Below are 21,218 nucleotides of genomic sequence, written 5' to 3'. Positions count from 1 at the left end.
AGCAAACCAAGGAGTCGAGGGATCAGAGGCGATCGGGATTTCTGTTCGGGCGGCCGGGGAAGAGGCCGGCGGTGCAGGGGCGAGGGCGACCGTGCCGATCAGTGGTAGAGGGCTGATTCGGCGTTCTCCCTGATCGTCTGTGCCACCCGGAGCGCGACCGTCTCGAGTTCCTTGTCGATCGCCGGGCCGTCGCCGATCGGCACCCGCCCCTCCGTGTACGGCAACGCGGCCACCCACTCCATCCGCAGGTACGTGGGCGGATGGGTGCGATCGACCCGGAGTTCCTCCAGGCGGGCGGCGCGGCGGCGACGCTCCAGTTCCGAGGCGGGGACGGCGTCGACGGAGGTGCGCAGGGCCGTCCACAGGTGCTCGGGCTTGGCGGTGTGCGCGCTGGTCTCCAGGAAGCTGATGGCGGAAGGCGCCCGGGTGTTCGTGGCGTCCAGGAGCGAGGTCATGGCGGACGTGCCCGCGACGCGGGCGCCCAGTTCGTCGGCGCGGTACTCGGCGCGTTGGGACGAGCGGTACAGCAGGAGCTCCATCGCCACCATGAGGCCGCGGACGGGGAGACCGAGCACGGCGAGCAGGGATTCGGCGACGAGGCCGGCCAGGCCGTCCCCTTCCCGCCAGTCGAAGCGGGTCACGTCGGCCAGGACGGCGAGGGAGTGGTAGGCGCTGCCCACGACGAATCCGTGGCGGCTGTCGCCGTTGCTCGAATGGGCCATCTCGTGGGCAAGGAGGCCGATGCGTTCCTGCGGGGTGAGGATCAGCCACATCGGGTAGCCGATCTCGATCACCGGGCGGCGGCGCCAGCCGTACGTGCGGGATGAGGCGTTCACCTCGCCGCTGACGGCCACCACGTCGGTACGTGGGGCGCCCACCTCGGCGCCGATGCGGTCGAGCAGGGCGAACAGGTGTGGGGCCGTCTCCCGGGTGAGGGGCCGGGTGTCCGGCGGGAAGGGGGCGGCGCGGGGGCGCAGGAGCCAGGCCAGGTCGAGCGCCACGAGAGCCGGGAGGATGGCGAAGAGGGAGCCGCGGGTCAGGAGGTAGATGCCGAGGAGGAGGAAGGCCGGGGTGAGGAGGTGGGTCAGGAGGGCGAGGGTGTAGACGGCGGCGCGAGCGATCCCGGGTGACGCGGCGGGGTCGTTGTTGTCGAGGGCAGCGGCGACTCCACCCGAAGTGGCGACGTCCTGGCTGGTGTGGGTCTGATCCGTGGCGTGGCCGGGCTCGGGGACGTGTGCGGCCTCGCGGAGGTGGCTGGTGACGGGGGCGTGCCGGGCGTCGGTCGTATGCCCGGTCTCGGGAATGTGGCCGGTGGCCGGAAGGTGGCCGTTCTCGGGAAGGTGCCCGGTCTCGGGAATGTGGCCGGTGGCCGGAAGGTGGCCGTTCTCGGGAAGGTGCCCGGTCTCGGTGACGTGCCGGGCCTCAAGGAGGTGCCCGGCCTCGGGGACATCCCCGGTCTCGGGAATGCGGCCGGTGGCCGGGAAGTGGCCGCTCGCGGGGAGGTGGCCGGTGGTCGGGAGGTGGCCGCTCGCAGGGAGGTGGCCGCTTGTGGGGAAGGGGTCGGCGGTGGCAGGGGGTGTGGGGTGGGAGCGGAGCACGTCCTCGTGCAGCCCTCGGACCAGGCGAGCCTGTAAGCGGGCGAATCGAGCCTTCCGGGGAGCGACGACGCCGGAGGAGCCCGGACGGACGACGTTCCAGTCGCAGGACGAGCACCACTCGGGATACGGCGGCTCGGCCGTGAGCGGCTGGTCGCACTCGGGGCAGGCGGACATGGCACAGCAAGATAGCCAGCCCCCGGGCCGAGCCACTACGTCCAGGTGAGAACCCGCTTGCGCCAGGCGTACAGGATGCCCAGCGCGATGAACCCCAGGAACACGAACATCTCCACCAGCGTGGTCATCCCGTAGCCGGGCGCGTCGAAGACGGTGGCCCAGGGGAACAGGAAGACGGCGTCCACGGCGAAGACGACGTACAGGTACGTGAAGACGTAGTAACGCACCTGCGACTGTGCCCAGCCCTCCCCCACGGGATCGACCCCGCACTCGTACGTGGTCAGCTTCTCCGGCGTGGGGCGGCTCGGGCGGAGGAGGCGGTTGGCGAACAGGGCGCCGGCCACGATGGCGACGCCGAGGGCGAGGAGCGCGGCGACGAGCACGTAGGACCCGTAGTAGCCGTCCATGAGGCGATGGTAACCCGAGTCCCTCGGAGTACCCAGTGTGGTCAAAGTGTCCGGAGCTTTCACCCAAAATCGGGGTAAATCGTAAGATCGGAGCCATACCCTGACAGGCATGCACAAATCGCGATTCTTCTCCGGAATCGCTCTGCTGGCCCTCTCGGCCTCAGGGTGCGCTCTGGCCGCCGCCTCCCCCGGGAGAGACGTGGTGGTTCCGGCAGAGCCGACGGCGATCGACTTCGTCGACCCCGCGACCGTCATCGGCCTATCCACCAGGACCCTGACCGAGGGCGACTCCCCCGGCAGCAGGTACGTGCACATCGACTACCCGGAGTTCGCCGGCGCCACCGCGCTCAACCGCGAGCTGCGCGCCCAGGCCGAGCGCCAGTTGCGTGACTTCAGGGCCAGGAACCGCGGGATCGAGCCGGTGAGCCCGCGCCCCGAGCTGAACGTGGACTGGCAGCTGGCCGCCGCCTCTCCCGAGGCCGTCGCGGTGCGGCTGCGCACCGGCGAGTTCCAGGGCGAGAGCTGGGCCAACTCCACGCGTACGTTCTGGTTCGACCCCCGCACCCGCGAAGCGGCCGGCTCCACCGGGCTGCTGGAGGGGCACCCCGCGCTGGTCCGGCTGGCGGCGCTGGTCAGGGAGCAGCTCAAGGAGCGCGGCAACCACGTCGAGCACGACAGCGTGACGGCAGCGGGCGACGAGTTCGACTCGATGGCGTTCAACCGCCGCGGGGACCTCGTCGTCGAGTTCGACGACTGCCAGATCGGGCCGTGCTCGCTGGGCCGGGTGGCCGTGGCGGTGCCCGCCGAGCAGGTGGCGCCGTTGCTGTCGAGGCTGGGACGGCAGGCGCAGGAGAGCGCGCGGGAGACACGCACCGGCAGCGTGGACAGCCCCGACTTCGCCCCCGCGCACAGCCCCGACGCCGTCAGCAACCGGGCCGGGAGCGTGGACTGCGCGAAGGTCAAGTGCGTGGCGCTGACGTTCGACGACGGGCCGGGGCCGTACACGGGAAGGCTGCTCGACCTCCTCAAGGAGGGGCGGGCGCGGGCCACGTTCTTCACCGTGGGCAGCAACGCGACGGCGCAGCCGGCGCTGCTGCGGCGGATGAGCGTGGAGGGTCACCTCGTCGGGAACCACACCTGGGCCCATAGGGACCTGTCGAAACAGGGCAGTAGCAAAATCACTGAAACCATCGCCAAGACCGGGGACGCGGTGTCGGCGATCATCGGTCAGACGCCGAAGCTGGTGCGGCCGCCGTACGGGGCGGTGAGCCAGCAGGTGGGCAACGTCGCCCGCGAGATGGGGTTGGCCCTGGTCACCTGGGACGTGGACGCGAAGGATCAGGACGGGGACAAGGCGAAAGACATCGCGGACCGGACCGTGCGCGAAGCGCATCCAGGTGCGATCATTCTCATGCACGACATTCATCGGGAAACCGTGGATGCGGTTCCGGACATCCTCAAAAGGTTGCGCGGGAAGGGTTACAGCTTGGTGACCGTTCCTGAGTTGTACGGCTCTGCGGGGATGCAGGCCGGACGCCTGTACAGGTCAGGGAACGAGCTGCCGGGTAAGCAGCCCCTGACGTAGCGCACGTGTTGGGGGGACGTATAGTTGGCGCTCGTGACCCGAACCGTCCTGTTCGCCCGCCTGCATGTAGACCTCTGCAGGCTCGCGTCCGGACTGTGTCGTCGTTCTCGCACCTCACCCTGACTGAACTCCGATCGCGTTTACCCGCTTTGCGCGGCATGCAAACGCGTGACCTTCCGAGGATCTAGCATGGAAACAGAGAACGCGCCCGAAGCAACCGCGCATCGGCGCGTCGAGGAGGACTGAGCTGTGACGAAGCAGGTCCAGCAACTCGACCGCGTGATCATCAGATTCGCTGGGGACTCCGGCGACGGCATGCAGCTGACCGGCGACCGTTTCACCGCCGGCACAGCGGAGTTCGGCAACGACCTGTCGACGCTCCCCAACTTCCCAGCGGAGATCCGCGCGCCCGCAGGCACCCTGCCCGGCGTGTCGAGTTTCCAGTTGCACTTCGCCGACCACGACATCCTCACGCCCGGTGACGCGCCGAACGTGCTCGTGGCCATGAACCCCGCCGCGCTCAAGGCCAACCTGGGCGACCTGCCCAGGGGCGCGGACATCATCGCGAACACCGACGAGTTCACCAAGCGCAACCTGCAGAAGGTCGGCTACGACGCCAACCCGCTGGAGGACGACTCGCTCAGCGAGTGGCGCGTGCACGCGGTGCCGCTGACCTCGCTCACCGTCAAGGCTCTCGAGGGCTTCGACCTGTCCAAGAAGGACGCCGAGCGGTCGAAGAACATGTTCGCCCTCGGCCTGCTGTCGTGGCTCTACCACCGGCCGACCGAGCAGACGATCAAGTTCCTGGAGCAGAAGTTCGCCAAGAAGCCCGATCTCGCCAAGGCGAACATCGCGGCCTTCCAGGCAGGCTGGAACTACGGCGAGACGACCGAGTCGTTCTCGGTCTCGTACGAGGTCAAGCCCGCGCAGCTGGCACCGGGCGTCTACCGCAACATCTCCGGTAACCAGGCGCTGGCCTACGGTTTGATCGCCGCGAGCGTGCAGTCGAAGCTGCCGCTGTTCCTGGGGTCGTACCCGATCACGCCGGCCAGCGACATCCTGCACGAGCTGTCGAAGCACAAGCGGTTCGGAATTCGCACGTTCCAGGCGGAGGACGAGATCGCCGGCGTCGGGGCGGCGCTCGGGGCCGCGTTCGGCGGCGCGCTGGGTGTGACGACGACGAGCGGTCCGGGTGTGGTGCTGAAGGGTGAGACGGTCGGCCTGGCGGTCATGACCGAGCTGCCGTTGATCGTCGTGGACGTGCAGCGGGCCGGGCCGAGCACGGGCATGCCGACCAAGACCGAGCAGACGGACCTGTTGATGGCCATGTTCGGGCGCAACGGCGAGTCGCCGGTGCCGATCGTGGCGCCGATGTCGCCGAGCGACTGCTTCGACGCGGCGGTGGAGGCGGCCAGGATCGCGGTCAAGTACCGCACGCCGGTCATGCTGCTCTCGGACGGTTACCTGGCCAACGGCTCGGAGCCCTGGCGCCTGCCCGATGTTTCCGACTTGCCCGACATTTCGCAGGAGTTCACGGCCGAGCCGAACGGCGCCGACGGCGACTTCCTGCCCTACCAGCGTGACACCGAGACCCTTGCCCGCCCGTGGGCCATCCCCGGCACGCCCGGGCTCGAGCACCGCATCGGCGGCATCGAGAAGGCCGACGGCACCGGCAACATCTCCTACGACCCGAACAACCACGACCTGATGGTCCGCACGCGGGCCGCCAAGATCGCCGGGATCGACGTCCCCGACCTCGTGGTGGACGACCCCGACGGCGACGCGAAGGTGCTCGTGCTCGGGTGGGGCTCGACGTACGGGCCGATCGCCGCCGCCGCGCGGCGCATCAGGCGCGCGGGCGGCAAGGTCGCCCAGGCTCACCTGCGCCACCTCAACCCGCTGCCCGCCAACACCGGCGAGGTGCTCAAGCGCTACGACAAGGTGCTGCTGCCCGAGATCAACCTCGGCCAGCTCGCGCTGCTGCTGCGGGCCAGGTACCTCGTGGACGTGATCAGCTACAACCGTGTGCGCGGGCTCCCGTTCAAGGCCGAGGAGCTGGCCGGAGTCATCCAGGACGTGATCGACAGTGACTGAGCTCGTCAATGGGAAGGGCCTGTCGCTCGTCCCGAAGACCGACGTGAAGCAGGGCCTGAAGGACTTCAAGTCCGACCAGGAGGTGCGCTGGTGCCCGGGTTGCGGTGACTACGCGATCCTGGCCGCGGTGCAGAGCTTCCTGCCCGAGCTGGGACTCAAGCGCGAGAACATCGTGTTCGTCTCCGGCATCGGGTGCTCCTCGCGGTTCCCGTACTACCTGAACACCTACGGTTTCCACTCCATCCACGGCCGGGCGCCGGCGATCGCCACCGGGCTGGCGGCGAGCAGGCCCGACCTGAGCGTGTGGGTGATCACCGGTGACGGTGACGCGCTGTCGATCGGCGGCAACCACCTGATCCACGCGCTGCGCCGCAACGTCAACCTGAACATCCTGCTGTTCAACAACCGGATCTACGGTCTGACGAAGGGCCAGTACTCGCCCACCTCCGAGGTCGGCAAGATCACCAAGTCGACGCCGATGGGCTCGCTGGACAAGCCGTTCAACCCGATCTCGCTGGCCATCGGCGCCGAGGCGTCGTTCGTGGCCAGGACCATCGACTCCGACCGCAAGCACCTGCAGTCGGTGCTGCGCGAGGCCACCGCGCACCGCGGCACGTCGCTGGTCGAGATCTACCAGAACTGCAACATCTTCAACGACAACGCCTTCGAGCAGCTCAAGGACCCCGAGGTCCGCGACGACATCACGCTGCGCCTGGAGCACGGGCAGCCGATCGTGAGCGCCTCGAAGGCCGTCGTGCGCGGCGCGAACGGCGGCGTCGAGGTCGTGGCCCGCGACAGCGTGAGCGAGGGCGAGATCCTCGTGCACGACGCGCACAACCCCGACCCGTCGGTGGCGTTCGCGCTCAGCAGGCTCGACGAGCCGGCCTTCGAGCACGTGCCGATCGGCATCTTCCGCAGCGTGGACCGGCCCTCGTACGAGTCGCTGATGTCCGAGCAGCTGGAGGAGTCCGTGGCGCAGAAGGGCCCCGGCGACCTGAGCGAGCTGCTGCTGGGTGGCGACACCTGGCGTATCGGCTGATTTTTCGCGACTATGCCGGGGTGGCGAAGACGTGGTGGTATGTCATAGCCGCGGTCGCCGCCCTGGCACTGGTCGTGGCCGCCGCGCAGCAGCTCGGCACCCCGAGCCGGCAGGCGGCCGAATCGGCCATCGCGCCTTCCGAGCAAGCGAGCACGCCTTCCGTACAGGCGAGCGCCCCTTCCGTACAGGTCCCCGCGGGCTTTCCCGGCGCTGACACGACCGGCGTGCCGCCCGGCACCCCGCTCACCGAGGTCGTCGGCGACCAGACCTTCGCCGAGGACGGCGAGGTCGTCGAGGGCAGGGTCTTCTACGGCTTCGTCGTGGTGACCGCCAGGAACGTGACCTTCAGGAAGTGCGTCTTCCGCGGCGGCCCCACCCAGGACGTACGCCCGCTGCTCGACACCGAGCACGCCCGCGGCACCGTGGTGGAGGACTCCGAGTTCCATCCCACCCACCCGTCCGCCTCGATCGACGGCATCTGGGCCGCGCACACGAAGATCTACCGCTCGGAGTTCCGCGGCACCGTGGACGGGGTCAAGGCCCACACCGGCACCCTCGTGCAGGACTCCTGGATCCACGATCTGAGCTGGTTCGCCAGCGACCCCGACCAGGGCGGGGAGCCCACGCACAACGACGGCGTGCAGGCCTTCGCCGACCAGACCGGCGTCACGCTGCGGCACAACACGATCGACCTGTCCACCACGACGGACCCGAACGCGGCCGTGCAGTCCTCGGCCGACGAGCTGCGCGTGGAGGGCAACTATCTCGACGGCGGCGGCTGCGTCGTCAACATCGACCACACGCCGCTGGGCCGCCCGCTGACCGGCCAGCGCGTGACGGGCAACCGGTTCGGGCGCAACTCGGCGCACGACTGCCCGATCCTGCTGAGCACCCGGTCGCAGCTCAGGGCGACGGAGGGAAACGTCTGGCACGACACCGGCGATCCCATACCGGCACCCGAACAACACGACTGAAGGCAGGCCGTATGTGGCAGGGGACGCGGGCCCTGGTGACGGGCGCGACCGGTTTCATCGGAGCTCATCTCGTCCGGCGCCTCGACGACCTGGGCGCGCAGGTGCACGCGGTCAGCCGCGGGAGCACGGCCCGGGACCGGTGGCACCAGGTGGACCTGAGCGACGCCGCCGCCACCGCCGAGCTGGTCGGGCGGGTCCGCCCCGAGGTGGTCTTCCACCTGGCCAGCGAGGTCACCGGGGTCCGCGAGCCGGCGGTCGTGGCCCCGACCCTGGCCGCCAACCTGGGCGCCGCGGTGAACCTGCTGACGGCGGTGACCGGCACCGGCGTGCGCAGCGTGGTGCTGGCAGGTTCGGTGGAGGAGCCACGCGACGGCGCGGCCCCCGGCTCGCCGTACGCGGCGGCCAAGGCGGCCGCGACCGGCTACGCCCGCATGTACCACGCCCTGTGGCAGGTCCCGGTTTCCGTGCTGCGCGTGGCCATGGTGTACGGGCCCGGCGAGCCGAACCTGCGCAGGCTGGTGCCGTACGTGACGGCGGCCCTGCTGCGCGGCGAGTCGCCCGAGCTGACCTCCGGCACCAGGCTCGTCACCTGGGTGTACGTCGAGGACGTCGTGGACGCGTTCGTCAGGGCGGGGGCGAGCGGGGATGCGGCCGGGCACGTCCTGGACATCGGCACCCCCGAGCCCGTCTCCATCCGCCACACCGCGGACCTGATCGCCGAGATCGTCGGGGGCCCCGCCCGTCCGGTGTACGGGGCGGTGGCGGCCAGGCCGCTGGACCGCACGCAGCGCTCGGACATCGAGCCGGCCGCGCGGGTCCTGGGCTGGCGGCCCGTCACCTCTCTGACCGAGGGGCTCACAAAAACCGTCGAATGGCATTCAAAGCGCGTGTAACGGTCCATCCGGGACGGCGATAACACTCCTGGCGGCACTCTGATCAGGGGGCGGGATGCGTGCGGTGACGAATCTGACCGTGCACGGCATCGGAGAGACGACCCGGGAGCTGGATCGGGGCGAGGACACGACGTGGGTGTCGGTCGAGCAGTTCGAGCGGGTGGTGGACGCGGTGGCCGGCCGGCCGGACGTACGCCTCACCTTCGACGACGGCAACGCCTCCGACGTGGAGATCGCACTCCCCCGGCTGCTGGAGCGCGGGCTGAAGGCGGAGTTCTTCGTGCTGGCCGGGCTGCTCGGCGAGCCGGGCAGGCTGGACGCCGACGGTGTGCGCGAGCTGGTCGGCAAGGGCATGCGCGTCGGCTCGCACGGCTGGGCGCACCGCGACTGGCGGACGATCAGCGCGGGCCAGGCCGCCGAGGAGCTGGAGCGGGCCCATGAGGTGCTCGGCGAGCTGACCGGCGCGCCGGTGTCGCGGGTGGCGATCCCGTTCGGCTCGTACGACAGGCGCGTGCTGCGCCGGTTACGCCACGCCGGCGTGACCAGGGCCTACACCAGCGACGGCGGCAAGGCCAGGCCCGGCTCCTGGTTGCAGGCGCGCAACAGCCTCAGGCACGACCTCGACGCCTCCTGGATCGGCCGGGTGCTGGACGGGCCCTCGCTCGGCCGCCGGGCGGGCAAGCTGGGCATGCGGCTGTACAAGCGGGTGCGTTGATGCGCAGGGCCGCGGTCGTCATCGTCACCTACAACAGCGCCGACGTGCTGCCGGGCTGCCTGGACTCGCTGCCCCGGGGGGCGGAGGGCGTGGAGCTGGCCGAGGTCGTGGTGGCCGACAACGCCTCCAAGGACGACTCCGCCGCCATCGCGGAGAAGGCCGGAGTCACCGTGGTGCGGGTGGGCAGGAACGCCGGGTACGCGGCGGCGATCAACGCCGGGATCGCCGCGCTCGATCTGGACCGCCTCGACGGCGTCTACGTGCTCAACCCGGACTGCCGCCTGCGGCCCGGGGCGATCGCGCCGCTGCTGGACTGCCTGCGGGAGCCGGGCAGGGGCATCGCGGTGCCGTACATGGTCAATCCCGACGGCACCCTGCAACCGTCGCTGCGCCGGATGCCGACCGTGGGCCGGGCGCTGGCCGAGGCCGTGGTCGGTGGCGGGCTGGCCGGGCGGATCGGGAAGCTGGGCGAGCTGGTGACCGATCCGCGCGACTACGCGGAGCCGGGCGCGTTCGCCTGGGCGACGGGGGCGGCCATGCTGCTCTCGCCCCAGGTCATCCGCGAGGTGGGGCCGTGGGACGAGTCGTTCCTGCTCTACAGCGAGGAGACGGACTACTGCCTGCGGGCCGCCGACCTGGGCTACGCCACCTGGTACGAGCCCGCGTCGGTGATCGAGCACATCGGCGGCGACTCGGCGGTGAATCCGATGCTGGCCTCCATGCTCGTCGTGAACAAGGTCCGTCTGTACCGGCGGCGGCACGGGCCGGTGCCGGGGACGGCGTACTTCCTGGCGGTGCTGGCCGGTGAGGCCGTGCGGGCGCTGGCGGGCCGGCGTACGTCCAGGGCCAGCGTGGCGGCGCTGCTGCGGCCCTCCCGGCGGGTCACGGTGCTCCCCCGATGAACGTCAAGAGCTTCGACGCGCTCACCATGGGCGAGCTGGACACCTGGGAGGAGGTGCGGGCCGGCAATCCGGCGCTGGACAGCCCGTACTTCCATCCCGGCTTCTCGGCGGCCGTGCACGCCGGCGGCCGGACCGTGCACGTGGCGGTGGGCGACGGCGTGTTCGTGCCGCACCACAGGGACGGGCGGCTGCTGCGGCCGGTCGGCTGGCCCGGCGCGGACTTCCAGGGGCCGATCCTGGCCGCGGGCGCCCCGTTCCAGCCGCTGGACCTGCTGGGGAACGGCGCGAGCGGCTACGTGTTCGACCATCTGGTCGAGCAGGCGCCCGGGTTCGAGCGGTGGGTGGTCACGCGCAGGCCGTCGCCGTACCTGGACGTCACCGGCGGGCTGGACGGCTATCTGGGCCGGGCCTCCAAGAGCGGCAAGGACAACATGGGGCAGGCCAGGCGGCGGGCCGCCAAGGCCGGGCGGGAGCTCGGCGAGGTGCGGTTCGAGGCCGACTCGACCGACGCGGAGGCGCTGGCGCGGGTGATCGAGCTCAAGCGCGCCCAGTACGCCGCGACCGGCGCGCAGGACTACTTCGCCGAGCCGGGGCGCGTCCGGCTGCTGGAGAGCCTGCTCAAGACCCGCGACCCGGGCTTCGGCGGCGTGCTGTCCACCGTGCACGCCGGCTCGCGGCTGCTGGCGGCGCACTTCGGGCTGCGGTCCGGCGGGGTGCTGCACTGGTGGTTCCCGGTCTACGACCCGGAGCTGGCGAAGCTGTCGCCCGGCTGGATCCTGCTGCGCGAGCTGGTCGCCGCCTCTCCGGCGCTCGGGGTCACCAGGATCGATCTGGGCCGGGGCGAGGACGAGTACAAGCGGCGCGCCAGGACCGGCGAGAGCGTGGTGTGCCAGGGGATCGTGACCCGCAACCCGCTGCGCCGCGCCGCGGTGACGGCCGTCGCCCGGGCCAGGGCGATGGCAAGAAACGGACGTTTACCGAGAAGTCGGTAACGTTCCAATACGCATGCCCGACATATCCCTTGGAGGCGGGGGGAATCACGCGCTGCCCTCCAAAGACGGTCCACGGTAGACGGTCCAACACGGAGGGCAGCTCATGCGGATCAGTGTCTTCGGGCTCGGTTACGTGGGGTGCGTCTCGGCGGCCTGCCTGGCCTCCATGGGACATCAGGTGACCGGGGTGGACGTGAATCCGGACAAGGTCGATCTGATCAACCACGGGCAGGCGACGATCGTCGAGGAGCGCATCGGCGAGCTGATCGCCAAGACGACCGCCGACGGCCTGTTGCGGGCCACCACCGACGCGGCCGAGGCGGTCGCGGGCAGCGAGGTGTCGCTGGTCTGCGTGGGCACCCCGTCGGCGCCGAACGGCAGCCTGTCCACGACGTACCTGGAGCGGGTGGCCGAGCAGATCGGCCGGGCGCTGCGGCCCGGGCACGTGGTGGTCTTCCGCAGCACGATGTTGCCCGGCACCTGCGCCGAGCTGCTGGTGCCGATCCTGGAGCTGTCGTCGGGCATGCGGGCGGGGGTGGATTTCGGGGTGGCGGTCAACCCGGAGTTCCTGCGCGAGGGCACCAGCGTGCGCGACTTCTTCGCGCCGCCCAAGACGGTGATCGGCGAGTCGGACGAGGTCTCGGGGGGCGTGGTGGCGGCCCTGTACGAGGGCCTGCCCGGCGAGGTCTTCCGGGTGCCGATCCCGATAGCCGAAATGACGAAATATGCGGACAACGCCTTTCATGCGGTCAAGATCGGCTTCGCCAACGAGATCGGCGCCATCTGCCAGGCCATGGGCCTCGACTCGCACCGCGTCATGGACGTCTTCCTGGCCGACCGCAAGCTCAACATCAGCCCCGCCTACCTGCGGCCCGGCTTCGCCTTCGGCGGCTCCTGCCTGCCCAAGGACCTGCGCGGCCTGGTCTACGCGGCCAGGAAGGCCGACGTGTCCGTCCCGCTGCTGTCGCACGTGCTGCCCGCCAACGACGCCCACCTGCAGCGCGCCTTCGAGCTGGTCACCGCGCCGGGCAGGCGCCGGATCGGCGTCTTCGGCCTGTCGTTCAAGCCCGGCACCGACGACCTGCGCGAGAGCCCGCTGGTCGAGCTGGCGGAACGGCTCCTCGGCAAGGGCTACGACCTGCGCATCTACGACGCGAACGTGTCCCTGTCGCGCCTCGTCGGCGCCAACAGGGCCTACATCGCCGAGCGCCTGCCCCACCTGGGCGACCTGCTCGCCGACTCGGTGGAGGAGGTGCTGGAGCACGCCGAGGTGTGCGTGGTCGGGTCCAAGGACGCGCCGGTGCTGGAGGCGCTGGCCCGCGCGGGCGACCGCGTGATCGTCGACCTCGTACGCCTTCCCGACGCGGAAACCCAACGGGGCAGAAGGGACTACACAGGCATTGGCTGGTAGAGCTGGCAGAGCTGGTAGAGCGCTCATCCTCGTCGAGAACCTCTCCGTACCGCTCGACCGGCGGGTCTGGCAGGAGAGCACCGCCCTGCGCCAGGCCGGTTGGGAGGTGCACGTCATCTGCCCGAAGGGCACCAAGCAGGACACCGAGGCGGAGGTCGTCCTCGACGGCGTCCACATCCACCGCTACCCGCTGCGCGCGGCCACCGGCGGGCCGATCGGGTTCGTCAAGGAGTACGGCTCCGCGCTGTGGCACACCTTCCGCCTCGCCAGGAGGCTGGGACGGTTCGACGTCGTGCACGGCTGCAACCCGCCCGACCTGTTCTTCCTGGTCGCGCTGGCCATGCGGCGGCGCGGCACGCGGTTCGTCTTCGACCAGCACGACCTGGTGCCCGAGCTGTACCTGTCGCGGTTCGGGCGGGGCAGGGACGCGCTGTACCGGGGGGTGCTGCTGGCGGAGCGGCTGACGTACCGGGCGGCGCACGTCGTCATCGCGACCAACGAGAGTTACCGGCAGATCGCGCTGAGCAGGGGCGGCAAGCGGCCGGAGGACGTGTTCGTGGTGCGCAGCGCGCCCGTGGTCGAGCGTTTCCACCAGGTGCCGCCCGACGAGTCGGTCCGGCGCGGGAAGCCGTACCTGCTGTGCTACCTCGGTGTGATGGGCCCGCAGGACGGCGTGGACTACGCGCTGCGCAGCCTCGCCAAGTTGCGGGAGGAGCACGGCAGGACGGACTGGCACGCCGTGTTCGTCGGCGGCGGCGACACGTTCGACGCGATGGTGGCGCTCTCGCGGGAGCTGGGCCTGGGCGACTGCGTCGAGTTCACCGGCCGCATCCCGGACGAGGACCTGATGCGCTACCTCTCGACGGCCGACGTGTGCCTGTCGCCCGACCCGCTCAACCCGCTCAACGACGTCTCCACCATGAACAAGGTCATGGAGTACATGGCCATGTCCAGGCCCATCGTCTCCTTCGAGTTACGCGAGGCCCGCGTCTCGGCGGGCGAGGCGGCGCTGTACGCGCCCGCCAACGACGAGTCTGAGTTCGCCAAGCTGATCGTCCGGCTGCTGGACGACCCGGACGAGCGGCGGCGGATGGGCGAGATCGGCCGCGAGCGCGTGGCGGGCCCGCTGTCCTGGGAGCACTCGAAGACAGCCCTGCTGGCGGCCTACGAGGCTGCCGTGGGGTCGCCGTGACGGCTGCCCGCGTCGGTGCCCCAGCCGGCCGGGCCGCGGCGGAGCCAGGTCAGCAGCCGGTCCATCGCGAGCACGGCCAGGTAGCAGGCGGCGTCGAGCGGGCCGACCTCGCGCGCTACCAGCAGCCGGCCGAGCGCCCCGAGCCGCAGGGGGCGCCCCTGCCTGCCGAGCGCCGCGAGTTGCCGGTTGCCCTGGCGGACCCGGATCCGCCTGCGCAGATGGGCCCTGACCGTACGCGGGGGCCGCACCACGGACCTGGCCCCGGTCACGACAACGCGTTCGGAGACGGTGAAGCAACCGTCCACCCAGCCGTCGTCGGAGATCACGTCGGGCACCGGGAAGGCCCGCTCGTGTCCCCGCTCGTTGAGCACGTACACGCCCACTCCGGCCAGCGCCCGGGTGGGCGCGATGAGCCGGTCGTGCACCCGGTGCACCCGGCGGACCACCGGCCCGGTGCCGCGCAGGTCCCACTCCGGCACCGGCGCGCAGGCCAGCACGCCCGGCCGGCCCGCCGCCCGCGCCAGCGCCCGTACGGAGTCCGCGTCGAGGCGCACGTCGGCGTCCAGGTAGACGCGCGGGAAGGCGCGGCAGGCGGCGTCGCCCAGGCGCAGCGCGCCGGCCTTGCCCGCGGCCGGCGTCTCCAGCACGCGCACGCCGGGCCGCGCCGCGGCCGTCGCCGTGCCGTCGGAGCAGCCGTTGGCCACCACCACGACGTCGAACTCCCCCGGCTCGGTCCCCGCGAGCAGCAAGTCCAGCCCCGCCGGGACCACGGCCTCCTCGTTGTGCGCCGGAATCACGACGCTGACCACAGGCTTCATCGGACGACGCCTTCCAGGAGGGACGGGACATGAAAGTGGAGCAGGGCGAGCTCGACGGGGTACTGCTGTTCACCCCGGTGCCGCACCGCGACAACCGGGGCCTGTTCACCAGGACCTTCGACGCGGCCGTGGCCGCCGGCGCGGGCCTGGACCCCTGCGCGTTCATCCAGGACAGCCAGTCCAGGTCCCGCAAGGGCGTGATCCGCGGCCTGCACGGGCGCTCCGGCAGGGGCGAGGCCAAGCTGGTGCGGTGCGCGCGGGGCGCGGTGCACGACGTGCTGGTGGACGCCAGGCCGCACTCGCCCACGTTCGGCCGCAGCATGGCGGTGCGCCTGGACGACGAGGACTTCGTCACGCTCTACGTGCCCCCGGGCCTGCTGCACGGCTTCCAGGCGCTCACCGGGCAGGCCGACACGTGCTACCGCATCGACAGGGAGCACGATCCGAGCGAGGATCTGGCGGTGCGCCACGACGATCCGGATCTGGCGATAGCCTGGCCGCTCGCGGCGGCGGAGGTCAGCCGGCGCGATCTGGACGCGGGCTCCTGGGCCGAGCTGCTGCCCAGGCTGGGCGCCTGAGAGGTGGCGGCAATGCGCGGACGTGCTCTCCTGCTCCTCGTGGCGGCGATGACGCCGGTGGCCTGCCAGGCCGCCCCGGCCGATCCGCCGCCTGCGCCGCCGACCCGGTCGTCCCCGCCGCCCGCGATCGTCCGGCCCGACGGCTCCTCCTGCCCCGACCATCCGACGCCCGCCTGCACGGGCACGCTGCGCGGGACCGCGCTGACCAAGGTCACGCTCAACACGGAGAACGTCGCCTTCCGCGTACGCAGGACCGGCGCCGTGCTCGACGGCGTGCACGTCCCCGGCCACCTGCTGATCCACGCCGACGACGTGACGGTCAGGAACAGCGTGATCGACGGGGACGTGATCAACGCCGACGGGCCGCAGTCGTTCCGGTTCACGATCACCGACTCCACGGTGGGCACCACGGGCAAGTGCGAGCCGCTGCCCGGGATCGGCCACGACAAGTACAAGGCGACCAGGGTGCTGGTGCAGGGGCACAGCGACGGCTTCCGCGTCTCGGGCGACGACGTGGAGATCCGCGACTCCTACGTCAAGCTCTGCTCGCGGCCGGGCGACCACTCCGACGGCATCCAGGCCTACAACGGCGGCAAGGGCCTGCTGTTCCACCACAACACCGTCGACCAGCGGGAGGCCAAGGACATCACCGCGCCGATCTTCCTGGTGGACGGGAAGTCGCGGGACGTGGTGGTGACCGACAACCTCGTCATGGGCGGCACGTACAGCATCCAGGTGCGCAACGCGAGCGGCAAGCAGGTGGTGCGCGGCAACAAGCTGGTGGACAAGTCGTGGGTGTACGGGCCGGTGGACTCCGAGTGCGCCAGGACGGAGTGGGCCGGCAACGAGCTGGTCACCATCGACGAGAACTATCGGGTCACCTCGATCGTCGGCCCGCTGGCCTGCGCGGGAGAGAGCTGACCCGGCTCGGCCCTGCCCACCTCGGCCCTGGCCGCGCGCAGCAGCGCGCCCGCCGCGCCGGCCAGGACGAACGCCAGGCCGGTGACGGTGTGGAAGGACAGCAGGTCGAAGGTGAACGACCCGACGAGCGGCACGAGCATGACGGCGGCGATGGTCAGGCCGAGGTCGCGCTCTCCGGCGTCGGTGCTGAGGTGCCGGGCCCGCAGCGCGGCGTAGCAGGCCACCGCGAAGATCGCGGCGAACGTGACGGTGCCGAACAGGCCGGTCTCGACCATCGACAGGATGTACTGGTTGTCGAAGATCTGGTGCTTGGGGGCGTACCAGGTGCCCAGGCCGCGGCCGAGCCAGAAGTGCCGGCCGATCTCCTGGCCCGCGACGGCGTAGTCGTGCGTGCGGTACTGGATGCTCTCGTCGTTGCCGATGTTGGAGAAGAGCCCGGTGATCGCCCCGAGCAGGCCCGGCACCGTGATCCTGATGACCACCAGGAACGCGGCGGCGATCAGCAGCGTGTACCCCCGCCGCCGCCACGACCACCCCGCGAACAGCACCGCCCCCACCACGGCGAGGCTGAGCATGGCCGAGCGCGACACGGAGAACATCAGGCCGCACCCGATCAGCGCCGTGCACACCCACCAGCGCAGCGCGGGCTCGCCCCGCAGCCGCGCCTGGCCGGCGTAGTGCGCGGCCAGCGGCAGCAGGATGGCGCAGGTGACGCCGAACTCGATGGGATGCCCGGTGGTCGCGGCCACGCGGCGCAGGTCGGCCCGCTCCAGCACGAACGAGTCACCCTCGCTGGTGTAGCGCAGGATCGGCAGCTCCAGGAACCTGGTCAGGTCGATGGAGAGCAGGAACTGGAAGGCCGCGATCACGGAGATCACCGCGCCGCCGACCACCAGCGTCTGCAGCAGGAAGTCCAGCCGCCGCCGGTCGCGCACCCCGTCGCAGACCGCCAGCGCGATGCCGACCAGGGCGATCACCAGGACGAACGCGTGATCGCTCAGGTTCAGCTCGTCGGAGTCCATGTATCCCCAGGTGGAGAACCCGTAGGTGGCCACCATCGAGGTGAAGTACGCGAACAGCGCCGTACGCACGGGGTTGCGCCCCTTGGCCACGCCCAGCGTGAGCGTGAACTGCGCGCACAACCACAGCAGCGCCGCGCCCAGGCTCACCACGTTGGCCGGGGTGAGCGAGAGCGGCAGCCCCTTCAGCACCAGCCGCGCGGGCACGATCAGCAGCACCGCCGCGAAGATCGCGGCGACCGTGGCCCCGTCGGCGCGGCCGGGCAGCGGCGGCGCGCCCGCGACGGCCATCGTCTACTCCCCCGTCTTCGACGAGGTGACCAGCTCCCGCTCCGGAGCCGGTGGCTGCCCGCGCCTGCGCAGGCGCGCCAGAGCGGCGCTCAGCGGCCCTGACAGGCTCTCCGCGGCGAACGCCCCGCACAGCGAGGCGATGACCCCAAGGCCCAGCGCCGAGGCGGCGGAGCGCAGCTTCCTGCCCTGCTGGGGGGCCGGCGTGGTCGGCGGCACGGCCTCGCTGATCGTGATGTACGTGCCCTCGGGCGCCTGCACCTGCCGCTGGCGCACGTCCAGCTCCTGCTCGATGCGGTCGATGGCCTTGCGCGCGATCCGCGTGGCCTCCTCCGGCGTCCGGCTCTCCCCCTCGACGAACACCAGCGGCCCCGTGGCCAGCGACTCCAGGTTGTTGGTGCCGTTCGTGACCGCGTACGTGGTGGGGCCGCCGCTCGTGACCCCCATCGCGGCCACCATGTCCGGCGTGCTCATGACGCTGATCAGGATGGAGGCGGCCACGTCGAGCCCGTGGTCGAAGTTCAGCAGCGGGTTGACCCTGGGGATGGGCTGGTCGGGGTCGGGCGGCAGGGTGCCGCCGCTGGTGGGCGCGGTGAGCACGAGGACGGCGGTCGTGGTGTAGGTGACCGGGATCGTGGAGTAGGCGTAGAAGGCGGCTCCGACGGCCGCCAGGAAGGCGGGCAGGGCGACGTACCATCGCCGGAACAGCACGAGGATGGTCCCCCAGAAATCCACGCGCCCTCCCTCGCGAGTCCCGCCTCCTACATGTCGCCCGGCTGGTGTGGAGCGTTACACAAAACCCTGTAACACCACCCATTACGGGGCGATATGGAGTACGAGGGGCGTCCTTACACCCGGCGGGGGACGGAGATCAGTTTCATGAGCGCACTGGCCGTGGTCACGCCCACGTACGCCCCCGACGCCGAGCTCTTCGCCCACCTGCACCGATCCGTGCTCGCGCACACCTCCGACGACACGGTGCACCACGTGGTCGTGCCCGGCTCCGACCGCCGGCTGTTCGCCCGGTACGCGGGCCCCCGCTGCAGGATCTGGACCTACGCCGAGATCCTGCCCCGCCGGATCGTCCGGGTGCCCGTGGCCGGCGTGTGGATCGATCCCGGGCGGCCGTGGCCGCCGCTGCGCGGCTGGGTGGCGCAGCAGGCCGTGAAGATGGCGGTGACGGCGCGGCTCGACGCGAAGGTGGTGCTGGTCGCCGACTCCGACGTGGTCCTGGTCCGCGAGGCCACGCCCGACCTGTTCATCAAGGACGGCCGGGTCTGCATGTTCCGGATGGACGGCGGCGTGCACGACCTCATGACCGACCACGTCACCTGGCACCGGGTGGCCCGCGAGCTGCTGGGCCTGCCGGCGCCCGCGTCGCCGCCCCTGCCGGACTACGTCAGCTCGCTGGCGTGCTGGGATCCGGCCGTGGTGCGCGAGATGCAGCGGCGGATCACCGAGGCGACGGGGCGGGACTGGTTGTCCGCCTTCATCTCGCACCTACAGGTCTCGGAGTTCATCGTCTACGGCGTGTTCGTGGACGAGGTGCTCGGGGCCGTACCTCCGGTCAACACCGCGATCTGCCACAACCGGTGGGATCGCACCCCTCTCGACCCTGCCGGAGCCATCGCCTTCGCCGACCTGCTGCCTCACGACGCGGTGGGGATGATGATCTCGGCCAAGTCGGACACGCCCATGGCGGCCAGGTTGGCGGCGATCGAGCGATGCTCCCAGATCACCGGACCCGACGGGAGTCATCCGTGAGCAAGCTGGCGGTCATCACGCCCTCCTATGCCCTGGACGCCGAGCTGTTCGCCGACCTGCACCGATCCGTGCTCGAGTACACCTCAGAGGACACCATCCACCACGTCTTCGTGCCGCCCGGCGACCGCGAGGCGTTCGCCAGGTTCGAGGGGCCCCGCTGCCACGTGTGGGTGCGGTCGGAGCTGCTGCCGCGCAGGTACCTGCGCATGCCGGGCACCGACGTGTACGTCAACTACCGCCGCCCGTGGCCGCCGCTGCGCGGCTGGGTGATGCAGCAGACGGTCAAGATCGCCTCGGTCGGGCTGATCGACGCCGACGCCCTGCTCATCGTGGACTCCGACGCCGTGCTGGTCCGCCCGACCAGCGCCGAGTCCTTCACCAGGGACGGGCGACTGTGCCTGTACCGGCTGGAGAACGGCGTGACGGCCGGGATGGAGCGGCACGTCATCTGGCACCAGGTGGCCCGCGAACTGCTCGGCCTGCCTCCGGCGCCGCCACCGCCGCTGCCCGACTACGTGACCGCGCTGACGTTCTGGGACCCGGAGATCGTCCGGGCCATGCAGCGGCGGATCACCCAGGTGACCGGCCGCGACTGGCTCGACGCGTTCAACGCGCGGCTGCACGTCTCGGAGTTCATCCTGTACGGCGTCTTCGTGGACGAGGTGCTGAAGGCCGACCCGCCGATCAACACCTCGATCTGCCATCTGAGCTACAACCACGAGCCGTGGGACGAGGCCCAGGCCGTCGCCTTCGCCGACCGGCTGCCGCAGGAGGCGGTCGGGATGATGATCTCGGCCAAGTCGCACACCCCGATGGAGGCCAGGCAGGCCGCCATCAGGAGGTGCGCTCAGGTCGTCGAGTCGAGCTGACCGTCGCCGTCCTCGCCCTTCCCGGCCGGCTCGTCCTCGTCCTTGACCACTTGGATCGGTCCCGTCTGCTCCTGCGCCAGCTCCTCCACCGTCAGGGGGAAGCCCGCGGCGGTGGCCGGCGGGTGCGGCCGGGAGCCGTTGAGCGCCTGCCCGGGCTTCTCCCCGGGCGCGCTCTCCGTTCCCGGCTGCTCGGCGACGACCTCGGCCCAGATCTCCGGCTCGGACCTGGGGCCGGTCTCGGGCCCGGGCCCTGCCTCAGGCCCCGGCCCTGGCCCTGTCTCGGGTTCTGGCCCTGGCCCTGACTCGGGCGCCTTCTCGGGCTGGGCGCGTGCCCAGCGCACCCGTTGGACGCCGTAGGCCACGCCGATCCCGGCGATCAGACCGAACACGCCGCCGAAGGCCGCGTACAGCAGGCGGTCGCCGAGGGCGGCCCTGGGGCCCGAGGCGGGCATCACGTCCATGATCCCGATGTGCGTGCTGATCGGCGCGTCCAGCGCCGTCTGCCGCCTGGCCAGCTCCAGCCGCACCCGCACCTGGGCCTTGCGCATGACCTCGCGCACCGTGGCGGGATCGTCGCCCTCCACCTCGACGTAGATGAAGGGCCCGTTGGTGCTGATGCTCAGCAGGTCGGGGTTGGTCCGGCCGTCGTTGATGGTCACGACGGTGGGCCCGCTCTCGGGCGCGCCGATCTCCTTGTAGACGTCGGCCGTGTTGGTGGCCAGGATCAGGATGCCCGCGGTGGTCCGCAACGCGTCGTTGAACTGCAGCAGCGGGTTGGTCAGGCCGGGCTTGCTCGCCGGCTCGGTCTCCAGCGTGCCGCCGGTGGCGGGCACGGTGAGCACCATGGAGGCGGTCGAGACGTACCGGCTCGGCATCAGGAGGTACGCCGCCAGGGCGAGGCCGATGGCCGCGACGGCGACAGGCGGCCCCACGAACCTCTTCCGGGCCAGACCAAGGATGGTCTTCCAGAAGCGCACTATTTCCG

The 21,218-nt window shown here is 71.1% G+C and carries 21 protein-coding genes; 15 read left to right on the top strand and 6 right to left on the bottom strand.

What is annotated here, in order from left to right; all coding sequences use genetic code 11:
- Positions 1 to 98: 98 nt before the first annotated feature.
- Together AB0I79_RS47975 and ndhC are read right to left on the bottom strand one after the other, a co-directional pair.
- Positions 99 to 1,772 carry a M48 family metallopeptidase gene (locus AB0I79_RS47975; protein WP_357888642.1) on the bottom strand — a complete coding sequence of 558 codons (1,674 nt, stop codon included), beginning with the start codon at positions 1,770 to 1,772 and terminating at the stop codon, positions 99 to 101.
- A 35-nt stretch (positions 1,773 to 1,807) separates the two neighbouring features.
- Positions 1,808 to 2,179 (bottom strand): NADH-quinone oxidoreductase subunit A, encoded by a 372-nt coding sequence (gene ndhC, locus AB0I79_RS47970; RefSeq protein ID WP_357888639.1) that lies wholly within the window; start codon positions 2,177 to 2,179, stop codon positions 1,808 to 1,810.
- A 109-nt stretch (positions 2,180 to 2,288) separates the two neighbouring features.
- On the opposite strand from ndhC, the gene AB0I79_RS47965 reads away from it, so the two are divergent.
- The 11 genes from AB0I79_RS47965 to AB0I79_RS47915 all read left to right on the top strand — a co-directional run bounded on the left by AB0I79_RS47965 (position 2,289) and on the right by AB0I79_RS47915 (position 13,976).
- Complete coding sequence (locus AB0I79_RS47965; RefSeq protein ID WP_357888636.1) at positions 2,289 to 3,764, top strand: polysaccharide deacetylase family protein; 1,476 nt, start codon at positions 2,289 to 2,291, stop codon at positions 3,762 to 3,764.
- Between the two features lie 33 nt (positions 3,765 to 3,797).
- A complete protein-coding gene (locus tag AB0I79_RS47960; RefSeq protein WP_350669203.1) occupies positions 3,798 to 3,887 on the top strand; it encodes a putative leader peptide in 90 nt (29 codons plus the stop codon).
- Between the two features lie 126 nt (positions 3,888 to 4,013).
- The gene (locus tag AB0I79_RS47955; RefSeq protein WP_357888633.1) at positions 4,014 to 5,858 is read left to right on the top strand and encodes a 2-oxoacid:acceptor oxidoreductase subunit alpha; all 1,845 of its coding nucleotides are present in this window, start codon (positions 4,014 to 4,016) and stop codon (positions 5,856 to 5,858) included.
- Positions 5,851 to 6,897, top strand: a complete 1,047-nt coding sequence (locus AB0I79_RS47950) for a 2-oxoacid:ferredoxin oxidoreductase subunit beta (protein WP_357888630.1) — start codon at positions 5,851 to 5,853, stop codon at positions 6,895 to 6,897. Before AB0I79_RS47955 ends, AB0I79_RS47950 begins: the two co-directional genes overlap by 8 nt.
- A gap of 20 nt (positions 6,898 to 6,917) precedes the next feature.
- Positions 6,918 to 7,871 carry a hypothetical protein gene (locus AB0I79_RS47945; RefSeq protein WP_357888627.1) on the top strand — a complete coding sequence of 318 codons (954 nt, stop codon included), beginning with the start codon at positions 6,918 to 6,920 and terminating at the stop codon, positions 7,869 to 7,871.
- A gap of 11 nt (positions 7,872 to 7,882) precedes the next feature.
- Entirely contained in the window at positions 7,883 to 8,764 is an 882-nt protein-coding gene (locus tag AB0I79_RS47940; protein ID WP_357888624.1) for an NAD-dependent epimerase/dehydratase family protein, read from the top strand.
- A 55-nt stretch (positions 8,765 to 8,819) separates the two neighbouring features.
- The gene (locus AB0I79_RS47935) at positions 8,820 to 9,479 is read left to right on the top strand and encodes a polysaccharide deacetylase family protein (RefSeq protein ID WP_357888621.1); all 660 of its coding nucleotides are present in this window, start codon (positions 8,820 to 8,822) and stop codon (positions 9,477 to 9,479) included.
- Entirely contained in the window at positions 9,479 to 10,381 is a 903-nt protein-coding gene (locus AB0I79_RS47930; RefSeq protein WP_357888618.1) for a glycosyltransferase family 2 protein, read from the top strand. The genes AB0I79_RS47935 and AB0I79_RS47930 overlap by 1 nt, the downstream gene beginning before the upstream one ends.
- Positions 10,378 to 11,373 (top strand): GNAT family N-acetyltransferase, encoded by a 996-nt coding sequence (locus AB0I79_RS47925; RefSeq protein WP_357888615.1) that lies wholly within the window; start codon positions 10,378 to 10,380, stop codon positions 11,371 to 11,373. The genes AB0I79_RS47930 and AB0I79_RS47925 overlap by 4 nt, the downstream gene beginning before the upstream one ends.
- Before the next feature lie 103 nt (positions 11,374 to 11,476).
- The gene (locus AB0I79_RS47920) at positions 11,477 to 12,784 is read left to right on the top strand and encodes a nucleotide sugar dehydrogenase (protein WP_357888612.1); all 1,308 of its coding nucleotides are present in this window, start codon (positions 11,477 to 11,479) and stop codon (positions 12,782 to 12,784) included.
- On the top strand, positions 12,774 to 13,976 hold the full coding sequence (locus AB0I79_RS47915; protein WP_357888609.1) for a glycosyltransferase family 4 protein: 1,203 nt from the start codon (positions 12,774 to 12,776) through the stop codon (positions 13,974 to 13,976). The genes AB0I79_RS47920 and AB0I79_RS47915 overlap by 11 nt, the downstream gene beginning before the upstream one ends.
- On the opposite strand, the gene AB0I79_RS47910 is transcribed toward AB0I79_RS47915, so the two are convergent.
- Complete coding sequence (locus tag AB0I79_RS47910) at positions 13,949 to 14,794, bottom strand: glycosyltransferase family 2 protein (protein ID WP_357888606.1); 846 nt, start codon at positions 14,792 to 14,794, stop codon at positions 13,949 to 13,951. The genes AB0I79_RS47915 and AB0I79_RS47910 overlap by 28 nt on opposite strands.
- A 29-nt stretch (positions 14,795 to 14,823) precedes the next feature.
- Between AB0I79_RS47910 and rfbC the strand changes: the two genes are divergently transcribed.
- Both rfbC and AB0I79_RS47900 read left to right on the top strand, forming a co-directional pair.
- Positions 14,824 to 15,372, top strand: coding sequence for a dTDP-4-dehydrorhamnose 3,5-epimerase (gene rfbC / locus AB0I79_RS47905; protein WP_357888603.1), 549 nt, complete (start codon positions 14,824 to 14,826; stop codon positions 15,370 to 15,372).
- Positions 15,373 to 15,384: 12 nt separating this feature from the next.
- A complete protein-coding gene (locus AB0I79_RS47900) occupies positions 15,385 to 16,293 on the top strand; it encodes a hypothetical protein (protein WP_357888601.1) in 909 nt (302 codons plus the stop codon).
- On the opposite strand, the gene AB0I79_RS47895 is transcribed toward AB0I79_RS47900, so the two are convergent.
- Positions 16,242 to 17,603 (bottom strand): O-antigen ligase family protein, encoded by a 1,362-nt coding sequence (locus AB0I79_RS47895; RefSeq protein WP_357888598.1) that lies wholly within the window; start codon positions 17,601 to 17,603, stop codon positions 16,242 to 16,244. The two genes, AB0I79_RS47900 and AB0I79_RS47895, sit on opposite strands and share 52 nt — an antisense overlap.
- Before the next feature lie 3 nt (positions 17,604 to 17,606).
- Positions 17,607 to 18,335 carry a hypothetical protein gene (locus AB0I79_RS47890; RefSeq protein ID WP_357888595.1) on the bottom strand — a complete coding sequence of 243 codons (729 nt, stop codon included), beginning with the start codon at positions 18,333 to 18,335 and terminating at the stop codon, positions 17,607 to 17,609.
- Between the two features lie 144 nt (positions 18,336 to 18,479).
- On the opposite strand from AB0I79_RS47890, the gene AB0I79_RS47885 reads away from it, so the two are divergent.
- Entirely contained in the window at positions 18,480 to 19,364 is an 885-nt protein-coding gene (locus AB0I79_RS47885; RefSeq protein WP_357888592.1) for a DUF6492 family protein, read from the top strand.
- Entirely contained in the window at positions 19,361 to 20,233 is an 873-nt protein-coding gene (locus AB0I79_RS47880) for a DUF6492 family protein (protein ID WP_357888589.1), read from the top strand. The genes AB0I79_RS47885 and AB0I79_RS47880 overlap by 4 nt, the downstream gene beginning before the upstream one ends.
- Here AB0I79_RS47880 and AB0I79_RS47875 read toward each other — a convergent pair.
- Positions 20,212 to 21,165: a hypothetical protein gene (locus tag AB0I79_RS47875; RefSeq protein WP_357888586.1), complete on the bottom strand. Its 954-nt coding sequence runs from the start codon at positions 21,163 to 21,165 to the stop codon at positions 20,212 to 20,214. The genes AB0I79_RS47880 and AB0I79_RS47875 overlap by 22 nt on opposite strands.
- Positions 21,166 to 21,218: the final 53 nt, after the last annotated feature.

The sequence above is a fragment of the Nonomuraea sp. NPDC050202 genome, assembly GCF_040656115.1.
GTDB lineage: Bacteria > Actinomycetota > Actinomycetes > Streptosporangiales > Streptosporangiaceae > Nonomuraea.
This window is presented reverse-complemented; position numbering and strand designations above follow the sequence as displayed.